The sequence below is a fragment of the Burkholderia sp. Leaf177 genome, from assembly GCF_001424345.1.
In the GTDB taxonomy this organism is placed as follows: Bacteria; Pseudomonadota; Gammaproteobacteria; order Burkholderiales; family Burkholderiaceae; genus Caballeronia.
The window spans coordinates 106,427-132,187 of record NZ_LMPF01000025.1 but is presented as its reverse complement, the minus strand read 5'-3'; the positions used below and the strand labels follow the sequence as shown (position 1 = coordinate 132,187).

Sequence of the window (25,761 nt, the reverse complement as noted above, 5' to 3'; positions counted from 1 at the left end):
GATGAATGGCAAAAGCCGGCCGGCGAGTCTTGTACGTAATGCGTTGGACGATCACGTCACCAGGCCGGGCTTGATTGCCGGAAGAGCCTTCAGACTACAGATTCCTCATCAAAATAATCGGAATAAACACTTGCGGGAAAAATGCTCAGGTGCGTGAGCGGGAACGTGGGCGCTGCTGCTCGCGAAACGCCGGACAACCACAAACCGTTATGCGTCATCAGGTTGCCGAGTGCATGCGCATGTTGTCCACACGGCTGTCCACAAAATCTGTGGACAACTCTGCGTGTTTCCTTCTCTCAGCGAGAAGCGCGAACTGTCATTTTTGATGGTCAAGCGTCGAAGCGGTATCGGCTGAATCGATAACGATAAAAAAGCGCGACCAGTTCATGAGTCGCGCTTCTTGTCAGTCCCAGTTTAAACGAACTTATTCGATGAATTCCGAATTCAGCGTGATCTTCGCGTTGCCAGCGAAAAGTTTCGATACCGGGCAACCTTCCTTGGCAGCGTTCGCGAGCTTTTCGAAGGTGGCTTTGTCGGCGCCGGGAACCTTGGCCTTGACGTCGAGATGGCACGCCGTGATCGAGAAACCTTCGCCGTCTTTGTCGAGCGTCACGGTAGACTTCGTTTCGATGCTTTCTGCCGTGAGGCCGGCCTGCGTGAGCTGCAGGGACAAGGCCATCGTGAAACAGCCCGAATGCGCCGCGCCGATCAGTTCTTCGGGGTTCGTGCCCGGGCCGCCTTCGAAGCGTGCGGCAAAGCCATAGGGCGCGTCTTTCAGTACACCGGTTTGCGTCGAAATGTAGCCTTTACCGTCCTTGATGCCGCCACTCCATTTTGCCGATGCTGTCTTTTGCACGAGTGTTCTCCAGTAAGTCAGGGTGGATCGCCGCGCAGTACCGCCGCAGCAAGGATTCGACCGCAAAGCCGCGTTTGAACGAGGCCGGCTTGGCGTGCCATCGGATTGAGACAAGCACACAGGATGCCCGAAACCTCACCGGGCAGGTTGGCTGATATTCGAGCAGCACGTCATGTCAGGCGAATGAACGGACCTGCAATCCGCCGACGCGCACGGCGCAAGCGGGCTCTCGCGGCATCTGAGACAAAGCCGAATGCGCGGTAAAATTTCGCACGAATTTTCATCGAGTCTTATATGACAAGCCCCACGCTATACCTCGACGTATGGTCTGACTATGTGTGCCCCTTCTGCTATCTGGAATTGCCGGTCATCGACCAGTTCCAGAACGCTTATGGCGATGCCGTCGAAGTCCGCTGGCATGCGTTCGAGTTGCGCCCGGAACCCACGCCGCCGCTCGATCCCGATAGCGATCTTCTGCATCAGAGTTGGGAAACCTCGGTCTACCCGATGGCAACCGATCGTGGTCTTTTGATGCGCCTTCCGCCGGTTCAGCCGCGCAGCCGCAAGGCATTCGAGACCGCGTTTTCCGCACGCGAGTCGGGGCGCTTCGACGTCGTGCATCGCGCGATCTTCAAGGCGTTTTTCGAGGATGGCATCGATATTGGCGACACCGATGCGCTTCTAGACATCGCGGCGACTTGTGGAATCGATCCGGAATCGCTGGAAGAAGTGCTTCTCGGCGACGAACTCACGGACGCGGTGATCGAGGACGAAGAATTCGCGAAGAAGCTCGGCGTGACGGGCGTGCCGTTCGTGGTGTTGTCGCGCGACGGCGTGGGCGACCAGGAACCGCCGCCGCCCATCGCGTTGCGCGGCGCGGCGCCGATCGAGCATTTTCAGGCAGCGGTCGATCGCCTTTTCCCCGATGGTTTTCCTCCGGGGGCAAGCGGCGGCAACTTGCCGTAACCGCAACGGCGGCTCGGGCGCGGACGGCTTAGATCTGCTCCGCCATGAACGACTTCAGCGCGATGCGCTGCGAAGGTTCGAGCGTCTCGAACTCGAGTCCATACACGGCATCCGGGCTGCGCGCATCGGCGTTATGAACGTGCCGCACGATGGCGTGGCAATCGATATCGACATCGGTATCGTCTGTATTGAAACGGAACGATAACCGCAGCCGGTCGCCGAGCTTCGCTTGCGCTTCGGGGACCGCGAGCGACATGCCGAAGGGACTGATATCGCGGATCAGGCCAAGCTGGTTGGTGGGTACATCGTTCTGCCCGGAGTCGATCGCGGAAAAATGCGCCGGCAGGCGCGTGACCATCCGCACGAATCTACGCGCCCGCAATCGACGAATCGCGCCTGGTTCCGACAAGATCAGATAGCTGAACGGCTCGCGGCAAACGGCATCGACGGTGCACGCAAACTGGAACACTGCTCGCGTACCGAGCGCGACGAGTTCGACTCGTTCTCCATGGCTCAAAGCCAGCGGCTCGTGCCCGGCCATCACAGGTTGCGTGATGAAGACGGCGCGCGTGCGTTGCGGTCCCGGCGTCGAAAACCCGATAACGCGGCTGGAATACATGGCGGAGGCCGCCGATCCGCGCAGGCCAAGCCGCGCGCCGATCTTCAATCCAATGGTTTCGAGCGTTAGAAGCTCCGCGCCCGAAGAGGACGATTCAAGCGCTGGCGCTGCACGCGTGAGAGATTGAGCTGAATCCTCGAGTCTGTGCGGCTCGAAATGTGCAAAGAGAAAAGCGCGCTCGGCGGCCCCTGCGATGATCGCGCCGGCGTTGAGGAGCAACGCGCCATCGGCCGAGACGATCGGCCAGGCAAGCGGCTCGCCGAGAGGAACGTCCGACAGTGCCAGACGGATCGCTGACGATTGATCCAACGTAATGGATTCTTCTTCGGACATGGTCGCTTGGGATCGATTGGGATCGCTTAGATCGATTAGAGGCACTCGTAAGCGCTAATCGTCTAATGTGTCCGCGGCCGCGTCAAGTGCCTCGCGCTACGCGCTTGCCTGGCCGGCGGTGACCGGGCTTGCCGATGATCGCTGCGTTCCTGGCATTATGCTTTCTATCGCGCTCAAAACGGCGGGAACATCGGGCGGCGCGAAATGGTCGCCGACCGATACCGAACGCCCCGGCGCGGCAATACCAAAATGCTCGCGCGACGTCGCGGTGAAAATCATGACCGTGGGCCGGCCGAGCGCGTGCGCCAAATGGACCAGTCCGGTATCCATGCCTACGACAATCGCCGATTCATCGATGCAATGCGCGCATTCAGTCACGCTCAGCTTGGGCAGGACAACCGCGCCCGGCACGAGCGCCGCAATCTGCTCGCCTTCCTTGCGCTCGCCTTCCGTGCCCCAAGGCAGCGCGATCCGGTAGCCGCGTGCGGTGAGCCATCGTCCGGTTTCGGCCCAGCGGTCGATCGGCCATTTTTTTTCATCGGCGGAAGTCGCGTGGAAGAGCATGGCGACGGGCGCGCCCTCAGGCAGTGCCGATGCCGTCCCCGAGGGCGGCAAACGCAAGTTGAAGTCCGGAGTTTCGTCGAAGGTATAACCCAGTGCGTCCGCAACGCTCACGCGCATGCCGCGCCAGGCGTCGGTGCGCGGGCGCGGTCCGAAGCGCGCGTTGTACGCAAACGCTGCTCCAAGCTCGCCAAGATCCTTGTTTTTGTACCCGTAACGACGGCGCCCACGTGCCAGGAAAGCGATGATCGCGCTCTTGTACACGCCGTGAATATCGAGCACGACGTCGTATTTCTCGGCCCGCAATTCGCCGATGGACGCCGCGATTTCCTTGAGATCGGCCCAGCTGCGAGCTTTCTTGAACTTGCGCAGCGGCGCGCACAGGACGCGATCCACGGCGGGATTCCAGCGGATGATATCGGCGAACGCTGCGTCGGCGGCCCAGTCGATCGTGGCCGATGGAAATGCGCGGCGAAGATCGGAGACCACAGGTTGCGTCTCTACGATATCGCCCAATGACGTCACTTTGACAATCAGGATTCGCTTCATGGGAATGCGTGGGGACCTTTTATTCGTCCGGCGAGCGAGTCCATGTACGGTATGCACGCACGGACGAGGCTGCCGGAAGCTGACTCGCCTGACCGGCGCGCTTTCTGCGGAAAACTCAGCGGATTAAAGGCGGCCCGGCGGCGATCTGTTATGAACGACAAGATTGTACAAACTGTCGCATGGACGCGCTGAATGCGCGCGAACGCAACCGCTGTAACACGGTTGGGCAGAATTATCCGTCGAAATAGCGGTTTTCTCTACCCGCTTTTCACAGAAGCGTCATGACCCTCACAACGACTGGGCGCCAAAGGTATCGCATTGCCCGAGATCGCCCGTCGCGAGCCCTCTGTTCAGCCAGCGCTGACGCTGCGCGCTCGTGCCATGCGTGAACGCTTCCGGGACCACGCGCCCCTGCGTTTCCTTTTGCAATCGGTCATCGCCGATAGCGCCCGCAGCATTCAGCCCTTGCTGGAAATCGCCGGGCTCGATCAGCTTCGCGTTGTTCTTCTGCGCCACGTTTGCCCAGACGCCGGCGAAGCAATCGGCCTGCAACTCGACGCGCACCGACAACTGATTTGCCTGCGCCGGCGACATACGACGGCGGGCGTTATCGACTTTTGTCATGATGCCGAGCACGTTCTGAACGTGATGCCCGACCTCGTGGGCAATCACATACGCTTGCGCAAAGTCGCCGCTTGCGCCGAAACGGTCGCGCAACTCCTTGTAAAACGATAAATCGATATACACGCTGCGATCGTTCGGGCAATAGAACGGTCCCATGGCGGATTGGCCGGTGCCGCACGCGGTCGCCGTGCCGCCGCTGAACAGCACGAGCTTGGGCGCCGGATAATCCTGATTGAATTGCGTGCGGAAGATTTGCTGCCAGGTGCGCTCGGTGTTGCCGAGAACGCGCCGGACAAACACCGCGCCCGCGTCGCTTGCAGGAGGTTGCGGTTGACCGCTCGAGTCCGCGGGACGCTGTTGTTGCTGTGTATAAGAAGAGCTCGATCCGCCCGAACCACCTGACAACAGGTTCAGCACGACCATTGGATTGATGCCGAAGAAATACGATGCCGCAAGCGCAATGACGATAGAACCGATCCCTATCGAACCGCCGCCTATGCGAAATCCCCCGCCCCCGCCTCCTCCGGAACCGCGCCGGTCTTCGACATTCTGGCTTTCTCTTTCGTCGTCCAGACGCATGATTTTTTCTCCCCTGGCTTGTTCGATTCGTATCCAATTTGCGGCTTTGCTGCCGAGCAATGCACCGAGCACAACGCGGGCCCGCCACGATCACGCCATGGTACTCGTGGCGCCATGGCAATCGTGAATGGAGGTGTAAAACATCGCACGCTTTTCGTCCGATGAACGCTCGTAAAACGCACTTCCGGAAGGCAAGCGCCCGATTGACGCAGTGCGGTCGATTGTCGCGTAAATTTCGCTGGAAGCGTTCGCATTCTCTACTCCTTGGCGGCAAGCAAGTATTTGATAAAGCGCAATTTATCGACGAATTTTGTCCGACATTGCGGCATTTGCGCACATTCCCTTGTGCCTGCCGCATCGCAGCAAACATTTCAAAATCTGACTTACAGTCACTTCCGACGTACCCAATCCAACCAACCAGCGCCCGCCTGCGAGCTCGATAGAGTGCGCCCGCGATGGCCGCACGACCTGCCATGCATGCCACTCAACAAGCGCTCGACCTGGCGCGTATCCAGTTCGCCTTCACCGTTTCATTTCACATCGTTTTTCCGGCGTTGAGTATCGGGCTGGCAAGCTTTATCGCCGTGCTCGAAGGTGCGTGGCTCAAAACCGGCAAGCCGGTCTACAAGGAGTTGTGCCTGTTCTGGTCGAAGGTATTCGCAGTCGCTTTTGCAATGGGCGTGGTCTCGGGCGTTGTGATGGCCTACGAATTCGGCACCAACTGGGGCGGTTTCTCGAGCTTCGCCGGTCCGATCACGGGGCCGCTGCTCGCGTACGAAGTGATGACCGCGTTTTTCCTCGAAGCGGGATTCCTCGGCATCATGCTGTTCGGCTGGAACAAGGTCGGGCCGAAAGCGCATTTCGGCGCCACGCTGATGGTCGCTATCGGCACGCTGATCTCGACGTTCTGGATCCTGGCATCGAATAGCTGGATGCAGACGCCGCAAGGATTTCGCATTGAAGGCGATCACGTCGTGCCGGTCAGCTGGTTTCAGATCATCTTCAATCCGTCGTTTCCTTACCGGCTGGCGCATATGGCTATCGCGGCGTTCGTGGTCGCCGGACTCGTGGTTGCAGCATCGGGCGCCTATCACTTGCTGAAAGGCCGGCGCGATCCCGCGATCAAGAAAATGTTCTCGATGTCGCTCTGGCTCCTGCTCGTGCTCACGCCGGTTCAGGCGATAGTCGGCGACATGCACGGCCTCAACACGCGCGAACATCAGCCGGCGAAGATTGCGGCTATTGAAGGTTTGTGGGAAACCGAGAAAGGCGGCACGGCGCTGAACCTGTTCGGCATTCCCGATATGGAAGCGGAAACCACGAAGTACGCGGTATCGATTCCGCACTTGGGCAGCGTGATCTTGACGCATAGCTGGGACGGCGAAATTCGCGGATTGAAGTCGTTCCCGAAGGAAGACCGGCCGAACTCCACGGTTGTGTTCTGGAGCTTCCGGATCATGGCAGGGCTTGGGGTGTTGATGATCCTGATGAGCATCGCGGGCTGGTTTCTGCGGCGGAAAAACAAGCTGTTTGAATCGAAACTGTTCCAGCGTTTCGTGCTTTTCATGGGGCCGACCGGCTTCATTTCGCTGCTCGCCGGCTGGGTCACGACCGAAGCCGGGCGGCAACCGTGGGTGGTGTATGGGGTGATGCGCACGTCGGAAGCGGTGTCGCCGGTGAGCGCGCAGCAGGTCGGCGCGACGCTGCTGATCTTCGTGATCGTTTATACGCTCGTGTTCGGCACGGGCATCTATTACCTGCTCAAGCTGCTCAAGGCCGGGCCGGCGTTGCCGGGCACGATCACGCACGCTCCCAGCATGGACGATGACAACAACACCGCGCGCCGTCCAATGTCGGTCGCGACACATTCAATCGAAGGAGCGTGAGATGGATTTATCGCTGACATGGGCCGCGATTATCGCGCTGGGCGTGCTGATGTACGTGGTGCTCGACGGGTTCGATCTCGGCATAGGCATCCTGTTTCCATTTTTCCCGGACGAGCATGACCGCGACGTGATGATGAACACGGTCGCGCCGGTCTGGGACGGCAACGAGACGTGGCTGGTGCTCGGTGGCGCGGGCCTTTTCGCCGCGTTCCCGATGATCTATTCCACCGTTTTATCCGGCCTTTATCTGCCGCTGATCTTTATGCTGGTCTGCCTGATCTTTCGCGGCGTATCGTTCGAAATCCGCTCCAAGGCGACGCGCACCAAGCACCTGTGGGATCTCGCGTTCATTGGCGGATCGGCGGGGGCGACGTTCTTTCAGGGCGTGGCGCTGGGCGCGTTTCTCAACGGCATTCCAGTCGCCGATGGCCGTTATTCCGGCGATGCCTTCACGTGGTTCACGCCGTTCAGCATGTTCACCGGATTCGCGCTCGTGGTGACGTATGCGTTGCTCGGGTGCTGCTGGCTGATTGCCAAGACCGAAGGCGATCTGCAACGGCGGTTCTACAGGATCGTGTGGCCGCTGACGCTCCTGCAGCTGGGAACGATTGCCATCGTCAGTATCTGGACGCCGCTGCAGGATGCCGGCATTGCATCGCGCTGGTTCGATACCGCGTGGTTTTATCGATTCCTTCCAGTGCCGCTGCTGGTTGTTGTGTGCGCGTGGCTGATGCGTCGCTCTATTTTGTCGCGTCACGAAACGCGGCCGTTCATGATGGCGCTTGCGTTTGTACTGCTGGGTTATAGCGGCCTCGTTCTCAGCATTTCGCCGCACGAGATTTTTCCCGGCGTGTCGCTGTGGGAGCTCGCCGCGCCGCATTCGAGCCAGAAATTCACATTGATTGGGGCGGCGGTGATCTTGCCGGTGATCATCGCTTATACGACGCTCGGATACTGGGTTTTCAGAGGCAAGGTGCGCCATGGCGAACATCACTATCACTGAAACGCGCGTTGAGACGCAGAAGCGCTCTGCGCTCAAGAAAACACTGTGGTTTGTCGCGCTGTGGTGCGTGGGCGTGGGAGGGGCAATGCTGCTGGCGTTGCCGTTCAAGCTGCTGATTCAGATGGCGCATTGAATCGATGAAAGGCCGTTCAATGTGGGAACGGCCTGGAGATCAACAGATTAGTTCACCGCGAATTCTGATGTCTTGAGCATGATCACGCGCGCGCTTTCGGACGATCTCACGGCCATACCCAGATCAATGTCCGTATCGATAAGATAGTCTGCCCGTACCCGCGCATCAATCAAGGTCCGAAGGATTTTACTCAGCGCCTGCGAAACGAAGTATTTTTCATTGCGCTTGCTGCAAGTAGGATTGGCTAGCTGCGCGATAAGCTGCTCATGGCGCCCGCGTGCGGCGCCGACAGTTCCGGGCGCCGGCAATGCGTTATGAAACGAGTTCGCGGCGTGAAACGCGCCGTAATACGCACGGCTGCATACAGTACGGTACTGCGGTTCGCTTCGGGCATCGCTCAGCAGGCTCAGAGCACAATCGACTAGTTCGAGAGGACTTGAACTCATGACGACAGCGGCTCGAATACAACGTCGAACGCAATGTGCTTGTCGATACCCGCCCGGTCTTCTTCCTTGGCCAGTTCTATATTCATATCGAAAGCGCTTTCCGCTGAGACTGGTACTTTGAACGCGTAGGTCACACCATTGAAATCACTCGGGGCCGCAGTAGTACGGAGCGCCCCGTCAGGGCGAATTCGATGACGCCGCAGAACCGTACCAGCAACGTCAAGGTGCTGAGCGATGCGTGCGTCCGAGAAGCCTGCGATTTTCAAGATGGCGTTCGCTTTGATGATTTCGTTCGTCAGGTTGATATTGCCTTTGATGTGCATTTCCTCAGCCCTTTCAATAAACTTCGCCGCTTGTTGAATAGCACCGGAACAGTAACCTTCCTCCAGCACCTCAGTGAAAAATCCGTCTTCGGCCTTTCCCACTTCAGCGTATAGAGCCTGCGCCGCGCTGAACAAGCCGAGATTGAGTCGATTAACCATCCAGTTGATACGATTCGTGCCTGAGTTTCCAAGCCGGGCGCTGTTTGCAAACGCCTCTTCAGTTGAAGCCACGTCACCTGAAAGGCCCTTCCAGGCCCCGACGAGTTCCCAGGCCGAACATGCGTCGACTTTCATCAATGCATCGATCTCGTGTCCGAGCGCACGCCACCTACGAACGAGCGGGTTAATAGCCGTCGAATCCAGGTAGTGCCGACCTGTTGCTTGAAGCGCATTAATTTCGTCAAACAGCAGGCCATTTTTTTGCCGAGCGATTGCTTTCATTGGTTTCCAGCTTCGTCTTGCGGACCATGTGCCGCGAGAAATCCAGCTGAAAGCATGCCATACCAACATACCTGCGAAGCAAGTCCTTTTTAGCTGGAAAGGCGCAATAGATTTCCGGATCTTTGCGACTTCGAATTGCTGATCATGCAGTCCCGCCATGGGCGGTCGGTTGCGGGCCGTCGCATCGGAAACATAACTTTGTGGTTTTTTGTGCAGACACCAAGAACGAACATCCGAACCGTTCTTAAAACCCCAACGCCACCGCCAGCAATCCCGCCAGAACCCCGAATCCAACCACCGCCACCGCCACCACCGTCAACACGCGCGGCGGAAACGAGCGGCCCAGCATCGCCACTGACGGCAAGCTGATCGGCGGCAAGGTCATCAGCAACGCACCAGCAGGTCCCACCGACATGCCGAGCGACAGCATTGCCTGAATGATCGGCACTTCGCCAGCCGTCGGAATCACGAACAAGGTGCCGGCAATAGCAAGGCCGACAATCCACAGCACGCTGTTATCGATGTTCGGTCCAATGTGCGGAAACAACCACGCACGCGCCGCCCCGAGCACCAGCACCAGAACGATGTATTCCGGCACGAGCCGCACAGTCATGCGCCCAAGAATCCGGACCCAGCGCGTGAACGCGGTCCCTGGATCTTCGGCAGCCACGAGCTTCGCCATTTCACCGCGCGATGCTTCCGCTTCTTTCGGCGTCACCATGCGATTCACGGCGTATCCGAGCCCGAACACCATGAGCACGCCGAGCGCGAGGCGCAAGCCCATCCATTGCCAGCCGAGCACAAAACCCATGAAAATCAGCGTGGCCGGATTCAGTACGGTATTGCCCAGCCAGAACGCAATTGCCGCCCCTGGCGCGGCCTGCCGCGCACGCAAACCGGCGACGACGGGCGCCGCGCAGCAGGTGCACATCATGCCCGGCAAGGACATCAAGCCGCCGTTCACCACGCTGCCAAAGCCGCTTTTGCCGAGCGCCCGCGCGACCCATTGCGGCGGAATCAGCGCCTGCACCGCCGAGCCGAGCAAAAGACCGAGCACCATTGCTTGCCAGATCGCCTTGCCGTACGCAAACGCGTAGTCAATAGCCGCTTTCCACGACGGCTCCGGCGCACTCGCGGCGGTACCCATCAGGATCGATTTCCCGATGGAATGCTGGCTCGCCGCCACGAATGCACGGTTGTAGTACGGAAACCATTTGACGTAGAACAGGCCGACGACAGCGATCAGCAGGAACACGATCCAGCCGAGCGCTACGCGGGGTTGTCGAAGAGTGGATTGCATGGTGGTTTTGGTTATTGGAAAAAATGAGGTGTCACGCCGGACTTGCGGAGGTCTCGAGTTGCACGAGGAGCGCCCTCGCCTGCTCGATCACATCGGCGTCATTGGGGCGAAACAGCACGCGTGCAGCGCGCGGCAATTCAGTGAAATGCGCGCCGCTGCTACGTGTATAGGCCGGATCGTAGTGCTGGTCGATCAATTCGCGCGCGAGTTCGGGACCTCGGTTTTCATCGATCAGCGTATGCCAGCGGTTCACGCGCTCGCGGCTGTGCAAGCCGATCAGCTTCGATAACTGCTGCTTGAACAACTCGGGATCGTGGAAAAGATGCGCGTAGTCATGCAGCAGGAACGCCGCGCGGTCCTCGCGGGTCGCCTCGACCTGCACGCAATCCGCGCGATGAAACGTCTCCACCAGCGCAAGCGGCAACGCAACCGATCCGATCCGCCGGCTCTCCGCTTCGACAAAAACCGGCCGCGCTGGATCGAAACCACGCAGCGCGCCGACAAGCAGCGTATCGAACCATTTCTGCGATGGCTGCGCCTCGCCCGGCAACGCGCCGAGCAGCGAACCGCGATGCGCCGCAAGCTGTTCCAGGTCGAGCGTCTGCGCACCCGCTTCGTGCAACGCATGCAGCAAACGTGTCTTGCCGCTGCCGGTCGGACCAGTCAGCGCGACATACCGAAACACCGCCGGAAGGTGTTCGAGAGTTGCGATAGTCGCGCGGCGATACGTCTTGTAACCGCCTTCGAGCTGCCGCGCCTGCCAGCCGATCATGTTGAACATGGTCGTCATGGAACCGGATCGCGTCCCTCCGCGCCAGCAGTAAATCAGCGGGCGCCAGTTGCGCGGCCGGTCGGCGAAGATCGTATCGAGATACTGCGCGATATTGCGTGCGACCATCGCCGCGCCGACACGCGCCGCCTGGAACGGCGAAACCTGCTTGTACATCGTGCCGATCAACACGCGTTCCTCGTTGCTCAGCACCGGCGCGTTGAGTGCGCCGGGAATGTGGTCATCGGTGAATTCGAGCGGTGTGCGGACGTCGATGATTTCGTCGAAATCGGCCAGCCGGTCGAGCGGAACAAGCAGGTTTTTCAAGGTGCGGCGCCGCAAAGTGGACAAATCGGAGGGTTTCGAATTATCGCATGGGGAAAAATGGACGGCTGGCGGCGGTTGGCATTTTTGGCTGTGCACGGATACGTCGCATACTTCAGTATTGAACGGCAACGCCGGAACAAGGATCACGCGATGAGCTACAACGAGACCATCGGGCATCGGACGTATTGTTTCGATGACCTGAAAACCCTGCTCGCGAAAGCGACCCCGCAGCGCTCGGGCGACCAGCTTGCGGGCGTCGCCGCGGCCACGGAGGAAGAACGCGTCGCCGCCAAGATGGCGCTTGCGCAAGTTCCGCTGCGCACGTTTCTCAGCGAAACCGTGATCCCGTATGAAAGCGATGAGGTCACGCGGCTGATCATCGATGAACATTCTGCCCACGCTTTCGCGGAAATTTCGCATCTCACGGTCGGCGATTTCCGCGACTGGCTGCTCGCCGATACCACCGATACCGCCGCGCTCGTTCGCATTGCGCCCGGCCTGACGCCGGAAATGGTCGCGGCCGTTTCGAAAATCATGCGCAACCAGGACCTGATTCTCGCGGCTAAAAAACGTCCGGTCGTGACGCGCTTTCGCAATACCATCGGCTTGCCGGGTCGCATGTCCGTGCGCCTGCAGCCGAATCATCCCACCGACGACGTCAAGGGCATCGCCGCCTCCATGCTCGACGGCCTCATGTACGGCTGCGGCGACGCGGTGATCGGCATCAACCCGGCATCGGATTCGCTCAGCGCAATCACAACGCTGCTTGTCATGATCGATGACTTCCGGCAACGCTACGAAGTGCCGACGCAGTCGTGCGTGCTCACGCATGTGACGAACACGATTGCCGCCATCAAGAAAGGCGCGCCCGTCGATCTCGTATTCCAGTCGATCGCGGGCACCGAAAAAGCCAACGCGAGTTTCGGCGTTTCGCTCGCGTTGCTGCAGGAGGCGTACGAGGCGGGGTTATCGCTGAAACGCGGTACCGTTGGCGATAACCTCATGTACTTCGAAACCGGCCAGGGCAGCGCGCTTTCCGCCGATGCCCACCATGGCGTCGACCAGCAAACCTGCGAAGTGCGCGCATACGCGGTCGCGCGCAAATTCAAGCCGCTATTGGTGAATACGGTGGTGGGTTTCATCGGCCCGGAATATCTTTACGATGGCCGGCAGATCATTCGCGCCGGCCTCGAAGATCATTTTTGCGGCAAGCTGCTCGGCGTGCCGATGGGTTGCGACATTTGCTACACCAACCACGCCGAGGCGGATTCCGACGACATGGACACGTTGCTGACGCTGCTAGGCGTCGCCAACGTCAATTTCATCATGGGCGTGCCGGGCGCCGACGACGTCATGCTCAATTATCAAAGCACATCGTTCCATGACGCGCTGTACGTGCGCAATGTGCTCGGCCTGCGTCGGGCGCCGGAGTTCGAGGCATGGCTGGAATCGATGCAGATCATCGACGCCCGCGGCGCCTTGCTCAGCCCTTCGGCGCCGCAACCCTTGCTTGAATGGATCACGACCTGATGGCAGATTCCGACGCGGACTCCAACAACCCGCCGTCCCCGGCGAACGCCAGTCCGTGGGACGCGCTGCGCCGTTTCACGAATGCGCGCATTGCATTGGGCCGCGCGGGCAGCAGCCTGCCTACCGCGCCCTTGCTCGCGTTCAACTTGTCGCACGCACAGGCCCGCGACGCCGTGCATCAACCGCTCGACGTGGACGCGCTGCATGCGTCGCTGCGCGCAGCCGGTTTCGATACGCTCGATGCCGAAAGCGCCGCGCCCGATCGCGATCATTATTTGCGCCGGCCGGATCTGGGCCGCAAGCTCAGCGATGAAAGCACGGCGCGTCTGCGCGAATATGCAGAGCCCGATTTCGACTTGGTTTTTGTCGTCGCCGATGGTTTGTCGGCCTACGCCGCCGCGCGCCATGCGGTGCCGTTGCTGGAACGCATGCGCCCGAAGCTGGATGGCGTGCGCATTGGTCCAGTCGTGGTGGCGCGGCAGGCGCGCGTTGCGCTCGGCGACGGGATTGGTGAGCTTTTACGGGCGCGGATTGTGGTTGTTCTGATTGGTGAGCGGCCGGGATTGAGTTCGCCTGACAGCCTCGGCGTTTATCTCACGTACGAGCCGCGTATCGGCCGAAGCGACGCCGAGCGCAACTGCATTTCGAACGTTCGCCCCGAAGGTCTTCCATACGATACCGCCGCTTTCAAGCTGCAGTATTTGCTCAACGAAGCCGTTCGCCTGAAGCTGACTGGCGTCAAGCTCAAGGACGACAGTGACGCGCTTTTGGCGGCGCCTGATCGAACGGCGTTGCCGCCGGCCTGATGTTTTATCGATAGGGAAAAAGACGTTGGGGCGCCTCGAAAGGCGCCCCAACGTGTTAATGCGTGCTGTCCGGTCAGCCGGTTAAAGCACTAGCGAACCCGCCGAGATAGCCACGACCAGGAAGATCACGAACAACACCAGGAAAATGAAGAAGAAGATTTTCGCAATCCCCGCCGCGCCCGACGATACTCGGCCAAAGCCAAAGAATCCGGCGATAACCGATATCACGGCAAAGAGAATGGCAAGCTTGAGCATGGTAAATCCGTTGTTTTGATTGAAGTCGCAACGGTTTAGCAAGGCTTATGCCTACGGGAAATTTGCTGGCTGGGTTTCGGGTTGAAACGTGCCGCACCTAGATCGAAGATGGAAAGCGCGTAGACCGTTAGTCGCTTTTCTGTACACCACTCGCAGCGCATCGATAACCGAACGCCCCGCTACCCTTTCGCCTTCGCGGCCGATGTCATGGACCCGAAACCTATTGCATCGAACAGGCGCTGACGATGCGGAACTACGAGCAGCAGCATGATCGCAATGGCGTCTGCGGCAAGACCAAACGGCACGTCGATAAAACCGCCCGTCAGCGTGAACAACACCGAATCCACGATCAGCGAAATCACGGCGCCCGCCACGAAACATACGAGGCCGTCACGTCCAACAGCGCCCACCCACGGCAAGAATCGAGCAATTCGCCTGACCGCGCCGCGACGCGTCAGGTCACCGGCGATCCACGCAACAGCCACAAAATTGACGATGCGCGCGCCTGCCAGATTGCGCTTGAAATCGCCATCGAAAGGAGTCGGGAGCACGAGCAGCTTGTAGTAAGCCATGCCTGCAACGATCACGAGTGCGGCGACGCTCACGATCCATCCGAACCGGTGCGCGCTCACGCGCTGATAAACCGGCTGGCAACAGGCGATCACGCCGATCACGAACAGCAGTTGCCACGCAGCCGGATTGAAGTCCCACAACAAATCTTCCGCCGATGGCAAATACTCGGCGACCGGAGGCGCAAGCGCCCAAAGCCCGATGCTCGCGGCAAGCAAAAGCCACGGCTTGCTGCGCGCGAGCGGCATCATGAGCGGCACGGCGAGCGCGAAAAACGCGTACATGGGCAGGACGGAAGCGAGATAAGGCTGACGGCGCAACAGCAAGATATCCGCGATGGCCGTAAACGGCGCGGCAATGAACGCATCGAGGTCGGTCGTCGCGAGATTCGGCGCGCCGCCAAAGAACGGCCGCAACACGAAGCTCGTCGCCAGCATGAGCGCGGCCGTGATCAGAAAAGCTCTGTAAATCTGGAAGGCGCGGCGGAAAAACCGGGCGCGCGCGGCGGATTCCGAACGTCTTGCGCACATCGATATATACGCAGTCGCGGTCGCAAAACCGCCGAGGAAAACAAAGACTTCGGCGGCGTCGTTGAGCGCGAACGAATGCAGCGTCATGCGCGAAAGCATGCTGCCGCCAATATGATCGACGAGAATCACGAGCAGGACGAGGCCGCGAAAAAAGTCCAGCTCAACCAGTCGTTGCGATTTTCCCTGCATGCGTGACCCGAAAGACTGCCGAATCGGGCAGCGAACGTGAAAGGCGTCATTCCTACTGAGGAATGGCGTACGGCACCGAGAGTTTACCCGTAATCGTGTGAGAGGGTTTTTGCGTGCGGGGCATGCCGTCTAAGAATGATGGAGAACTTTTATCGGCCCGAAACACTCTCAATATTTCATTAAGCTTACATTATGTGTGCGAACGTCACGTATGATGGCTTGAAAATTCGCGACCAATAACCTGACCTACCTACCTATCTATGGATTACCTCGTTGCGCTTGCAAGCGATCCCACCGCCTGGGCGGCCCTGGCGACGCTCGTTGTCATGGAAGTCGTGCTTGGCATCGACAACCTGATCTTCATCTCGATCCTCACAAACAAACTCCCCGAAGCGCACCGGGCGCGCACGCAACGTCTGGGAATCGGGCTTGCGCTCATCATGCGGCTCGGCTTGCTCGGCACGGTTGCGTTGATCGTTAGGTTGACGGCGCCTATTTTCACGGCGTTCGGACATGATTTTTCGTGGCGCGACTTGATCCTGATCGCCGGCGGCGTGTTCCTGGTGTGGAAGGCCACCACCGAAATCCATCATCACGTTTCGCACGATTCCAGCGCGTCGGATGGCGCGGTCAAAGCCGCTTCCATCACGCCGTTGGCGGCGATCGGGCAAATCCTGGTACTGGATCTGGTTTTTTCCATCGATAGCATCGTGACGGCCGTCGGCATGACCGAGCACATTCCCATCATGTTCGTGGCCGTGATCGCGGCGGTGGCCGTGATGCTGTTCGCGGCAGGTCCGTTGTCGCGGTTTATCGACAGGAATCCGACGGTCGTGATGCTGGCGCTCGGCTTCCTGCTGGTGATCGGGATGACGTTGGTCGCGGAAGGTTTTGGGTCTCACGTCCCGAAGGGCTACATCTACGCGGCGATGGCGTTCTCGGCGCTGGTCGAAGGGCTGAACATGCTGTCACGCAGGGCGAAGAACAAACGCGCGTGACGCGTCGAGGTGAAAACGCCGTGCGGCTTCAAACCCGCACGGCGTTTTTTCAAGGTCTCAAGCTTCTTTCCGGTACAGCGAAGAATCCGCGAATCCCTCGGCACTCAGCACATATCCAACCACGATCAACGCCGTCCTTTCGATACCTTTTTCAAGCACTTTCCCGGCGATATCCTTAAGCGTTCCCAGCACTTTCTCTTCGTCGGGCCAACTTGCGCGGAAGATCACGGCGACGGGACACTCCCCGCCGTAATGCGGAATCAGATCGGCGACGATGCGCTCGATATGACGCACGCCCAAATGAATCGCCATGGTCGCGCGATGGCGTGCGAGATCGGCGAGTTGCTCGCCTTCGGGCATCGATGTCTTGGTGGCGAAGCGCGTGAGGATCACGGTCTGCGAGATTCCGGGCAATGTGAACTCGCATCCGAGCGCCGCCGCCGATGCCGCCGCTGCCGTCACGCCCGGCACGATTTCATACGGAATACCGAGCGCGTTGAGGCGGCGAATCTGCTCGCCGATCGCGCCATACAACGACGGATCGCCGGAATGAACGCGCGCCACGTCCCGCCCTTTGGCATGCGCGCTTTCGAGCAACGCGATGATTTCATCGAGGTGAAGATCGGCCGTATTCACGCAGATTTCCGCTCGATGCCCGCTCAGCACCGCTTCCGGCACCAGCGATCCCGCGTAAAGGATCACCGGGCACGACCGCACGAGACGCTGCCCTTTTACGGTGATGAGTTCGGGATCGCCGGGACCGGCGCCAATGAAATAGACCGTCATTTGAGGGGTTTTATAGAGAGGCGTCGAGTGCGTTCAGGAGCGATGTTGTATCGGTGAAATCGCGTTCGACTCGGGGAAGTGGAGGACGTTCGAGCATCACGACAGGCAGGCCGCGCTCGCGCGCTATAGCAAGTTTCGCTTCGGTCGCGGCGCCACCGCTATTCTTGCTGATCACTACATCGGTATGTTGCTGGTCGAACAGCGCACGCTCGCCATCCAGTGTGAACGGTCCGCGTGCCGCGATGATCGTGGCGCGCGCGTTGCCATCGTGTGGATCGAGACAGCGAATGGTCCAGTGCTGCCGTAACGGAATCTCATCCAGATGATCGAGCGGCTCGCGGCCGAGCGTCCACAGCGGATGTTCATACGGTGCGATGGCTTCAAGGATCGAAGCGAAATCTGTTGCTTCACGCCAGTCGTCGCCGGCTTGCGCTTGCCATGGAAGACGACGAAGCGCCCAGCATGGAACGTTCGTCAATGCGGAAATAGCGGCCGCATGACGGCTCATTTGCGCGGCGTAAGGATGGGTGGCATCGATTATCAAACTGATTGCCTCGGCTTCGATAAATGCCTTCAGTCCCGCCACTCCGCCGAATCCGCCAACGCGCACGCGGCACGCCAGATCGGCGGGTTTGCGCCCCAGTCCCGCAAGGCTATAAACGTGTTCGGCACCGAGATGCCGCGCGATCGTCAGTGCGTCGCCGGTTCCGCCAAGCAGCAGCACGCGCGTCATTGCGCCGATCCCACAATCTGCCCTTGCCGGTCGATCGCGAAACACTCCACGCCAATACCTCCAGGCACGACACTCAACGCAAATTGCCGCGCATGTTCGCAGACGATATCGCCAAGCGGCACGCCTTGTTCGCGCGCGATCAGCAACGCTTCCTGACTCGTATTCGCGCCGCGCATGGCTGCCGTCAGCGGCTCGCTCGCGCCGGCGTTCGCGGCCCAGCTGGCGAGTTGCGGCAGATCGATGCTCGAGTTGCGGCTATGCAAATCCATGTGCCCGGCGGCGAGCTTGCTGATCTTGCCGAAGCCGCCGCACAGGCTCAGTTTCTGCACGGGCGCGCGTCGCAAATGCTTGAGCACCGCGCCCACGAAGTCACCCATTTCTATGAGGGCGATGTCGGGCAGGTTGTATCGGACGCGCATGGCGTCTTCGCTTTGATTGCCCGTGCACGCCGCAATATGCACATGACCGTTTGCGCGCGCAACGTCGATACCTTGATGAATCGATGCAATATATGCCGAGCAAGAAAACGGCCGGACGATGCCGCTCGTACCGAGTATCGACAATCCGCCGATTATCCCCAGGCGCGGATTCATGGTTTTGAGGGCAAGTTCGGCGCCGTTCTCCACGCCGATACTGACCTCGAATCCGCCGTCGTAGGCGTGTTCCTGTGCGAGCGCGGCGAGGTGTTCGGACAGCATTTTTCGCGGCACAGGATTGATCGCGGGTTCGCCGATGGCGAGCGCGAGGCCTGCGCGCGTTACCGTGCCAACGCCGGGTCCGGCGAGAAACCGCACGCCCGGATCGGCGATCAGTCGCACGCGCGCGAATACGATTGCGCCGTGCGTGACGTCGGGGTCATCGCCGGCATCTTTTACGGTTCCCGCTTCGGCACTCGAAACGTCGCCTTCGACCAGACGGCAGAACACGATTGGCAAGACGACCTGCTGACCCTTCGGCAACGTGATATCCGCGTGTTCCGTCACGATACCGCCAAGCAGCAGACGCGCTGCCGCGAGCGACGTCGCCGTCGCGCAAGTGCCTGTGGTGAGCCCGGTGCGCAACGGCGCGGGCTGTTCGGGCGTCTCGTCACGCATGGCGGATTTGGGTCGAGGCGCACGTCATGATTTCACTGCATGCAGCAGCGTGATGGGAAGCGACTGACGCCATGTATCGAAGGCGCCGAGCGGTTGTGCGTGCGCCACGCCAATGCGCGTCAGCTCGCCGCCGTTCGCCGCGCGCCATGCCACGAGCGCCGCTTCGCTTTGGATCGTCACGGCGTTGGCGATCATCCTGCCGCCTTTCTCCAGATGAGCCCAACACGTATCGAGCATGCCGGGTGCCGTCACGCCGCCGCCGATAAAAATCGCATCCGGCGATGCGAGTTCCGCCAGCGCGGCCGGCGCTTCACCCTTGACGAGTTGCAGGCCGGGCACGCCGAGCGCACCGCGATTGAATTCGATAAAACGCTGACGCCCGCTATCCGCTTCGATTGCGATCGCGCGGCAACTGGCGTGCGAGCGCATCCATTCAATGCCGATCGACCCGCATCCTGCGCCCACGTCCCACAGCAATTCGCCGGGTTCGGGCGCGAGCCGCGCGAGCGTGATGGCGCGGACATCGCGTTTGGTGAGCTGGCCATCGTGACGGTAGGCATCGTCGGGAAGACCAGGCGTGAGCGGCAGACGCAATGCGTGGGGTGCGTTTTGTTCCACGATACATTCGATCGCGACAAGGTTCAGCGCGGCTATGTCGGTTTGGTGTTGCCACGCGTTTGCAATGCCGTCGATACGACGCTCGCGCTCGCCGCCGAGATGTTCGAACACGCTCATCCGGCTGGGTCCGAAACCGCGGGCGTTCAACAGCTTCGCAACGTCAAAAGGGCTCGATCCATCGCTGCTGAGAGCAAATACGCGCATACCCGGATGAAGGTGAATGCCAAGCGCCGCGACCGGACGCCCGACGAGCGATACGACGGCTACATCCTGCAGCGCCCAACGCAAACGCGCTGCAGCAAGAGACACTGATGACGGCGCGGGGAGCACGTCGAATTCGTCCGCTTCCAACTCACGCGCGAACGTCGTACCGACGCCGAACATCATCGGGTCGCCGCTTGCCAGAACGCAAACTTGCTTGCCACGATATTCAAGCACTGGCGCAATCGAAAACGGCGTAGGCCACGCGCGGCGTTCAGCGGCAATGTGTTCCGGCAAAAAGTCGAGATGGCGCGTACCACCGAAAATGGTATCGGCTCTGAGCAACGCGTCGCGCGCATTCCGGCCGAGCCCGTGCCAGCCCTCCTCTCCGATTCCCACCACGGTCAACCACGTTGCCATCCGCCGGTCCTCGCTCGATCTATTTGTTAACGACGTAGATTACGCTGCTCGTCCAGTTGCCGCGATCATGCGGCAAACCTTGCGGCGATTGGCTTTATCGGCTGCAAAAACGGGCATAATATCGCGTTTAGTCGGTGCCCTGACGGGCCTAACAGGGAACACAGCAAAACTGTGGCTGCCCCCGCAATTGTACGCAGCGAGTCCGCGCTCCACTGCCACTGGTTTCGACTGGGAAGGCTCGCGCGGGCGGCGACCTGCCAGCCAAGAGACCTGCCGACCGGAATTCTTCGTGCAAGCCAACATCGGGCGGGGTGTACCGATGCCACGATCCCGCCTTTTTTCGTGTGCTGCTAAAAGGCGAGGTCGGGGCGCCGCGCGAGACCGAACGGGTCACGCTTTGAACGCACCACTTTTTACTGAACGCGGGTTGGAACCGGCATCGAGGCCATCGGCATGTCCCGGCCTGATGCGGATCGTGCCTGCGCGCGACGGCGGCCTGTGCCGCATTCGCCTCAACGGTGGCGAGCTGAGCGCGGCGCAGGGGCGCGCGGTCGCGGAGGTGGCGCGTGCGTGCGGATCGGGTTTTATCGATGCAACGAATCGTTCGAACCTGCAGATTCGCGGCGTGCGTGCCGGCGCCGAACATCAGTTGATCTCACGCTTGATCGAAGCCGGGCTCGGGCCGGCAACGCCCGCTTCCGACGATGTGCGCAACCTCATGCTCAGTCCGCTCGCCGGTCTTGATCCATACGCCCTGCTGGACGTCACGCCAATTGCAAGCAGCTTGCTCGACAGGTTGCAACGCGATGTGCGTCTGCGCGCGTTATCGCCTAAATTCGCGATGATGCTGGACGGCGGCGAGCGTCTGGCGATGCTCGATCATCCGCACGACGTGTGGTTTTCGGCGGTATCGGCGAATCGATTTGCGTTTGGGCTCGCCGGTTGTCCGCCTACGCTTGCGCAACATCCGCCTGCGCTGGCTTCAGTTGATTCCGCGCAGGTGCCCACGCTGGTGATTGCTTTGCTGCATACGTTCATCGATCTCGCGCGCCAGGAGCAGACCAGAATGCGCGACCTGCTTCAGACGCATTCGGCCGATGCGGTTCTTGAGCACGTGCAGAAGAAGCTCGGCTTCGCGCTAAAGCAGGACGCAAAAGATTGGCGCCGGCCAGCATCGGATGCTCGGTTGCGTTTCGGCGTGCATCCGCAACTGAAGGAAAGCGCGGTGTGCATCGGCGCGCAGATACCGCTCGGCCGTCTCGATGCAACCATGCTGCACGCGCTCGCCAGCCTCGCGCCGCGCTTGCGCATGACGCCGTGGCAAAGCGTGATGTTGCTCGACGTTCCGCGCGCAGACGCTGGGTCGATCGTCGAAAAACTCAAGGCGCTCGGCCTCGCGACAACGCCGAACGAACCCTTCGCGCGCCTGATCGCGTGCACGGGTTCGCAAGGCTGCGGGAAGAGCTTCTCCGATACCAAAGCCGACGCGCATCAACTCGCGTCCTCGATGCCGCAAACGGGCACCGTCCATCTGAGCGGTTGCGCCCGTTCCTGCGCGGCGGCTCATCACGTCGATACCACCCTGCTTGCCGTCGCGCCCGGCCGTTACGACCTGTACACGCACGCGCCCGAACCCATCGCTTGCTATATAACCATTGAAGAGGCAGCCCGCTGGCTCGCCCGGAGCACCACCGATGCTTGATTACATCCGCGACGGCCAGGCGATTTATCGTGCGTCGTTCGCGACCATCCGCGCCGAAACGAATCTCGCCGCCATTCCTGCCGACCTGGAAAAGCTGGCCGTGCGTGTGATCCACGCGTGCGGCATGACGGACGTGATCGATGACCTCGTGTTCTCGAACGGCGCGGGCACGGCAGGCCGGGAAGCGCTCAAACAAGGCGCGCCCATTCTCTGCGATGCCCGCATGGTCGCCGAAGGCATCACGCGAGCGCGCCTGCCTTCGAACAACCGCGTGATCTGCACGCTCAACGACGCATCCGTGCCCGAGCGCGCGCGCGAGCTCGGCAATACGCGCTCGGCCGCCGCGCTCGAATTGTGGCGTGCGGACCTTGAAGGCAGCGTGGTCGTGATCGGCAATGCGCCGACCGCGCTTTTTCATCTGCTCGATATGCTCGACGCAGGCGCGCCCAAGCCCGCGTTGATCCTCGGCTTTCCGGTCGGGTTTATCGGTGCGGCGGAATCGAAGGCAATGCTCGCGGCCGACAGTCGCGGCGTGCCGTTCGTCGCGTTGCGCGGCAGGCGCGGCGGCAGCGCAATGGCAGCGGCCGCAGTGAACGCGCTTGCTTCGGAGACCGAATAAATGAGCGGACGTCTCTATGGACTCGGCGTTGGTCCGGGCGATCCCGAACTGATCACGGTGAAAGCGCTGCGCTTGCTGACATCGGCTCCCGTGGTCGCTTACTTCGTCGCGAAGGGCAAGAAGGGCAACGCGTTCGGGATTATCGAAGAGCATTTGAAGGACACGCAAACGCGCATGCCGCTGGTTTATCCGGTGACCACCGAAGCGCTCGAACCGCCGCTTTGCTATGAAACGATCATCGGTGATTTCTACGATGAATCCGCTATCCGCATTGCCGATCATCTGGAAGCGGGCCGCGACGTCGCCGTGATTTGCGAAGGCGATCCGTTCTTCTACGGTTCGTACATGTATCTGCACGATCGCTTGGCCGAACGCTTCGAGGCCGAAGTCGTACCCGGCGTATGTTCGATGCTCGGCGGCGTCGCCGTGCTCGGCGTGCCGCTCGTGTACCGGAACCAGAGTTTGTCGGTGCTATCGGGTGTGTTGCCGGAAGCGGACCTCCGTGAAAAACTTGGAGCCACGGACGCCGCCGTGATCATGAAACTCGGCCGCAACTTCGACAAGGTTCGCCGCGTATTGAAAGACCTCGGACTCGATAAACGCGCGCTCTACGTCGAACGCGCGACCATGGCGAATCAGCGCATCGTGCCGCTCGACGATGTTGATCCAATGGCATCGCCCTACTTTTCGTTGCTCGTGGTGCCGGGGGAAAAATGGCGCGGTTGATCGAGGGGAAACCGCTGGCGATCGTGGTGCTCGGAACGGGTGCGTTGGAGACCGCGAAGCGCATTCAGACACGTTATCCGCACGCGCTGATTCATGGTCTTGCGAGCCGCGTGCAGACGGACGTTGCGTTCACGGAACTGAGCACGCATCTGCGCGAACTCTACGCGAGCAATACGCCCATTGTTGCGTTGTGCGCAGCGGGAATCGTGATCCGCTGCCTGGCTCCCCTTCTCGCCGATAAAACCACCGAACCGCCAGTGCTCGCCGTCGCCGAAGATGGCAGCGCGGTCGTGCCGTTGCTGGGCGGAATTGCGGGCGCCAACGTCATCGCGCGTGAGATTGCGGCCGCCTTGCAGGTCGCGCCCGCGATCACGACGAGCGGCGAATTGCGTTTCGGCACGTGCCTGCTGAATCCGCCGGCGGGATACGTGCTTGCCGATATCGAACATGGGAAGCGCTTCGTTTCCGACTTGCTGGCGGGTGGCACGACGCGCGTTGAAGGCGATGCGCCGTGGCTGGATCAAGTCGAATTGCCCCGTTCAAACGATGCAGACCATGCGATCCGGATTTCGCCGCATACGAGTGACGATTCGCGCGAGCTTTTGATTCATCCGCGCTCGGTGGTTGTTTGCGTGAACGCGATGCCATCGCATGAATCGTTGGTCGAGCGCATCCGTCATGCATTGCTCGAAGAAAAAATTTCGCCGATGTCCGTTGCGGCCATACTCGCGCCCGCGACGCTGATGACATCCGCGGAACTGGCCGAAGCGGCATGTACGCTCGACGTACCCTTGCGATTTGGCGCCTTGCCAGAAGGGTTCGAAACGCATACGCCGCACGACAACGATGTATCAATCGTCGTTACGCCAGGCGTCGTGGATGTGGAAAAGCTCGGACAAGCGCGCGGCACGCTGACCGTTATCGGTCTCGGTCCCGGCAGCGCGGACCTGATGGTGCCGGCCGCGAAACACGCGCTGTCTCTAGCCGACGATATCCTCGGCTACGAAACCTACGTGCGCATGGCCGGCCCTTTCAAGCCGCATCAAACGCTCCATTGCACCGACAACCGCGAAGAAATGCAGCGCGCACGCCATGCGTTCGAACTGGCAAGTACAGGACGTAGGGTCGCGGTTGTATCGTCGGGAGATCCTGGCGTGTTTGCCATGGCCGCCGCCGTGCTCGAAGCGCTCCACGAAGGGCAATCGAACGAGGCGTGGTCTTCGGTAATCCTGAACATTGTGCCGGGCGTATCGGCTGCACTGGCGACGGCCGCGCGTGCGGGTGCGCCGCTCGGACACGACTTCTGCCTGCTGTCGCTTTCCGATAACCTGAAGCCGTGGACTGTCATCGAAACGCGTTTGAGACACGCCGCGCAAGCCGATCTCGTGATGGCGTTCTACAACCCGGTGTCGCGCGCGCGGCCGTGGCAACTGGATCGCGCGCTCGAGCTCGTGCGCGAGTATCGCAGCGGAACGACGACGGTCGTGCTGGGAAGGAATATCGGCCGGCCGGGTGAAACGTTGACCACGACGACGCTCGAACACTTGCGCTCCGATCAGGTCGATATGCGTACGATGGTGATCATCGGTTCATCGACCACGCGAAGTTTTCCGCGTGGCGACGGCAATGGCGACTGGGCGTACACGCCGCGCTGGTACGAATAAACGGCGAGCGGTCAGGTCTGGGTCATGTCTGCGGCGGTGCGATAGTCTGCATGCCACGACTCGGCGAGCTTCGCGCAGCGCCCAAGACTCACGGCCTCGCTTTCGAAATCCACAATGACAATCTGGTCCGCCGAATCCGGACGCGCTGGCGTCTCGGCGCTGCGTCCGTCGGTGAGCAACCAGAAGATGCGACGTTGCGAAGGCTTGTGACGCGCGGTTCGAAGCAACAAGTTCGCGCCCGTGCGCACGCCCAACGCGAGCGGTGTACCGCCTCCGCCGCCAATGGGCGCGAGCCACCGGTCGTTCCACCAGTGCGCGGCGCCCGGCTCGCGACGCACCTCGGCCGTCGCGCCGCCAAAGCAAACAAGCGCGACTTCAGCACGTTCCCGATACGCGCGATCGAACAACGCAACGACAAGACCCTTTGCCAATGCAAGGCGCTTCCCGTTCAGCATCGAACCCGAGCAATCGAGCACGAAACAATGCAGCGCGCTCGCCGCACCTTCTTCGCGATGAAAGCGCAAATGCTCCACGTCGAGTGGCCGATTGCGCTTGGCCAACAGCGTCTGAATCCAGTCGATGCGCGCGCTCGCGGCGCCGTCGCG

26 protein-coding genes and 1 riboswitch are annotated in these 25,761 nt (G+C 60.6%); of the genes, 11 read left to right on the top strand and 15 right to left on the bottom strand.

Annotated features, from left to right (window positions below):
• Window positions 1-424: 424 nt before the first annotated feature.
• Complete coding sequence (locus ASG35_RS27230; RefSeq protein ID WP_056365042.1) at window positions 425-856, bottom strand: OsmC family protein; 432 nt, start codon at window positions 854-856, stop codon at window positions 425-427.
• 294 nt (window positions 857-1,150) lie between these two features.
• On the opposite strand from ASG35_RS27230, the gene ASG35_RS27225 reads away from it, so the two are divergent.
• Window positions 1,151-1,822, top strand: coding sequence for a DsbA family oxidoreductase (locus ASG35_RS27225; protein ID WP_056365039.1), 672 nt, complete (start codon window positions 1,151-1,153; stop codon window positions 1,820-1,822).
• 28 nt (window positions 1,823-1,850) lie between these two features.
• Here the strand turns inward: ASG35_RS27225 and ASG35_RS27220 are convergent, their stop codons facing one another.
• From ASG35_RS27220 to ypfJ, 3 genes are all read right to left on the bottom strand, one after another.
• A complete protein-coding gene (locus ASG35_RS27220) occupies window positions 1,851-2,774 on the bottom strand; it encodes a flagellar brake protein (RefSeq protein WP_056365036.1) in 924 nt (307 codons plus the stop codon).
• 96 nt (window positions 2,775-2,870) lie between these two features.
• Window positions 2,871-3,884 (bottom strand): lipopolysaccharide heptosyltransferase I, encoded by a 1,014-nt coding sequence (gene waaC, locus ASG35_RS27215; RefSeq protein ID WP_056365034.1) that lies wholly within the window; start codon window positions 3,882-3,884, stop codon window positions 2,871-2,873.
• Window positions 3,885-4,172: 288 nt separating this feature from the next.
• Window positions 4,173-5,087 carry a KPN_02809 family neutral zinc metallopeptidase gene (gene ypfJ, locus ASG35_RS27210; protein WP_056365029.1) on the bottom strand — a complete coding sequence of 305 codons (915 nt, stop codon included), beginning with the start codon at window positions 5,085-5,087 and terminating at the stop codon, window positions 4,173-4,175.
• 473 nt (window positions 5,088-5,560) lie between these two features.
• On the opposite strand from ypfJ, the gene ASG35_RS27205 reads away from it, so the two are divergent.
• From ASG35_RS27205 to ASG35_RS31680, 3 genes are read left to right on the top strand one after another with little or no spacing between them, the layout of a single operon-like run.
• Window positions 5,561-6,973, top strand: a complete 1,413-nt coding sequence (locus ASG35_RS27205; RefSeq protein ID WP_056365027.1) for a cytochrome ubiquinol oxidase subunit I — start codon at window positions 5,561-5,563, stop codon at window positions 6,971-6,973.
• Between the two features lies 1 nt (window position 6,974).
• A complete protein-coding gene (gene cydB, locus ASG35_RS27200; protein WP_056365025.1) occupies window positions 6,975-7,976 on the top strand; it encodes a cytochrome d ubiquinol oxidase subunit II in 1,002 nt (333 codons plus the stop codon).
• Window positions 7,954-8,109, top strand: coding sequence for a hypothetical protein (locus ASG35_RS31680; RefSeq protein ID WP_156393383.1), 156 nt, complete (start codon window positions 7,954-7,956; stop codon window positions 8,107-8,109). Before cydB ends, ASG35_RS31680 begins: the two co-directional genes overlap by 23 nt.
• Before the next feature lie 47 nt (window positions 8,110-8,156).
• On the opposite strand, the gene ASG35_RS27195 is transcribed toward ASG35_RS31680, so the two are convergent.
• The 4 genes from ASG35_RS27195 to mnmH all read right to left on the bottom strand — a co-directional run bounded on the left by ASG35_RS27195 (window position 8,157) and on the right by mnmH (window position 11,715).
• On the bottom strand, window positions 8,157-8,555 hold the full coding sequence (locus ASG35_RS27195; protein ID WP_056365022.1) for a hypothetical protein: 399 nt from the start codon (window positions 8,553-8,555) through the stop codon (window positions 8,157-8,159).
• Complete coding sequence (locus ASG35_RS27190) at window positions 8,552-9,319, bottom strand: hypothetical protein (protein ID WP_156393381.1); 768 nt, start codon at window positions 9,317-9,319, stop codon at window positions 8,552-8,554. The genes ASG35_RS27195 and ASG35_RS27190 overlap by 4 nt, the downstream gene beginning before the upstream one ends.
• 244 nt (window positions 9,320-9,563) lie before the next feature.
• Entirely contained in the window at window positions 9,564-10,619 is a 1,056-nt protein-coding gene (locus tag ASG35_RS27185; protein ID WP_056365016.1) for a permease, read from the bottom strand.
• 31 nt (window positions 10,620-10,650) lie between these two features.
• Window positions 10,651-11,715: a tRNA 2-selenouridine(34) synthase MnmH gene (mnmH, locus tag ASG35_RS27180; protein WP_056366032.1), complete on the bottom strand. Its 1,065-nt coding sequence runs from the start codon at window positions 11,713-11,715 to the stop codon at window positions 10,651-10,653.
• Between the two features lie 150 nt (window positions 11,716-11,865).
• Here mnmH and ASG35_RS27175 point away from each other — a divergent pair, with 150 nt between their 5' ends.
• Both ASG35_RS27175 and eutC read left to right on the top strand, forming a co-directional pair.
• On the top strand, window positions 11,866-13,245 hold the full coding sequence (locus tag ASG35_RS27175; protein ID WP_056366029.1) for an ethanolamine ammonia-lyase subunit EutB: 1,380 nt from the start codon (window positions 11,866-11,868) through the stop codon (window positions 13,243-13,245).
• Window positions 13,245-14,051, top strand: coding sequence for an ethanolamine ammonia-lyase subunit EutC (eutC, locus tag ASG35_RS27170; protein WP_056366026.1), 807 nt, complete (start codon window positions 13,245-13,247; stop codon window positions 14,049-14,051). The genes ASG35_RS27175 and eutC overlap by 1 nt, the downstream gene beginning before the upstream one ends.
• An 81-nt stretch (window positions 14,052-14,132) precedes the next feature.
• On the opposite strand, the gene ASG35_RS31115 is transcribed toward eutC, so the two are convergent.
• Complete coding sequence (locus tag ASG35_RS31115) at window positions 14,133-14,306, bottom strand: DUF1328 family protein (protein ID WP_069638391.1); 174 nt, start codon at window positions 14,304-14,306, stop codon at window positions 14,133-14,135.
• A 179-nt stretch (window positions 14,307-14,485) separates the two neighbouring features.
• Window positions 14,486-15,595, bottom strand: coding sequence for an OpgC domain-containing protein (locus ASG35_RS27165; RefSeq protein ID WP_056365013.1), 1,110 nt, complete (start codon window positions 15,593-15,595; stop codon window positions 14,486-14,488).
• Between the two features lie 260 nt (window positions 15,596-15,855).
• Between ASG35_RS27165 and ASG35_RS27160 the strand changes: the two genes are divergently transcribed.
• Window positions 15,856-16,593 (top strand): TerC family protein, encoded by a 738-nt coding sequence (locus ASG35_RS27160; RefSeq protein WP_056365010.1) that lies wholly within the window; start codon window positions 15,856-15,858, stop codon window positions 16,591-16,593.
• 57 nt (window positions 16,594-16,650) lie between these two features.
• Here ASG35_RS27160 and cobM read toward each other — a convergent pair whose 3' ends face one another.
• From cobM to ASG35_RS27140, 4 genes are read right to left on the bottom strand one after another with little or no spacing between them, the layout of a single operon-like run.
• Window positions 16,651-17,379, bottom strand: coding sequence for a precorrin-4 C(11)-methyltransferase (gene cobM, locus ASG35_RS27155; RefSeq protein WP_056365007.1), 729 nt, complete (start codon window positions 17,377-17,379; stop codon window positions 16,651-16,653).
• A 10-nt stretch (window positions 17,380-17,389) separates the two neighbouring features.
• Window positions 17,390-18,112 (bottom strand): cobalt-precorrin-6A reductase, encoded by a 723-nt coding sequence (locus ASG35_RS27150; RefSeq protein ID WP_056365006.1) that lies wholly within the window; start codon window positions 18,110-18,112, stop codon window positions 17,390-17,392.
• Window positions 18,109-19,206, bottom strand: coding sequence for a cobalt-precorrin-5B (C(1))-methyltransferase (locus ASG35_RS27145; RefSeq protein WP_056365001.1), 1,098 nt, complete (start codon window positions 19,204-19,206; stop codon window positions 18,109-18,111). Before ASG35_RS27145 ends, ASG35_RS27150 begins: the two co-directional genes overlap by 4 nt.
• Before the next feature lie 24 nt (window positions 19,207-19,230).
• Entirely contained in the window at window positions 19,231-20,445 is a 1,215-nt protein-coding gene (locus ASG35_RS27140) for a bifunctional cobalt-precorrin-7 (C(5))-methyltransferase/cobalt-precorrin-6B (C(15))-methyltransferase (RefSeq protein WP_056364997.1), read from the bottom strand.
• Window positions 20,446-20,560: 115 nt separating this feature from the next.
• Window positions 20,561-20,737, top strand: a riboswitch (cobalamin riboswitch).
• Window positions 20,738-20,842: 105 nt separating this feature from the next.
• On the opposite strand from ASG35_RS27140, the gene cobG reads away from it, so the two are divergent.
• From cobG to cobJ, 4 genes are read left to right on the top strand one after another with little or no spacing between them, the layout of a single operon-like run.
• The gene (gene cobG, locus ASG35_RS27135) at window positions 20,843-22,147 is read left to right on the top strand and encodes a precorrin-3B synthase (protein WP_235527739.1); all 1,305 of its coding nucleotides are present in this window, start codon (window positions 20,843-20,845) and stop codon (window positions 22,145-22,147) included.
• Entirely contained in the window at window positions 22,140-22,766 is a 627-nt protein-coding gene (locus ASG35_RS27130; protein ID WP_056364992.1) for a precorrin-8X methylmutase, read from the top strand. The genes cobG and ASG35_RS27130 overlap by 8 nt, the downstream gene beginning before the upstream one ends.
• On the top strand, window positions 22,767-23,492 hold the full coding sequence (locus tag ASG35_RS27125) for a precorrin-2 C(20)-methyltransferase (RefSeq protein ID WP_056364989.1): 726 nt from the start codon (window positions 22,767-22,769) through the stop codon (window positions 23,490-23,492).
• Window positions 23,480-25,156: a precorrin-3B C(17)-methyltransferase gene (gene cobJ / locus ASG35_RS27120; RefSeq protein WP_056364987.1), complete on the top strand. Its 1,677-nt coding sequence runs from the start codon at window positions 23,480-23,482 to the stop codon at window positions 25,154-25,156. Before ASG35_RS27125 ends, cobJ begins: the two co-directional genes overlap by 13 nt.
• An 11-nt stretch (window positions 25,157-25,167) precedes the next feature.
• On the opposite strand, the gene ASG35_RS27115 is transcribed toward cobJ, so the two are convergent.
• Window positions 25,168-25,719, bottom strand: a complete 552-nt coding sequence (locus tag ASG35_RS27115; RefSeq protein ID WP_235527766.1) for a vWA domain-containing protein — start codon at window positions 25,717-25,719, stop codon at window positions 25,168-25,170.
• Window positions 25,720-25,761 lie beyond the last annotated feature (42 nt).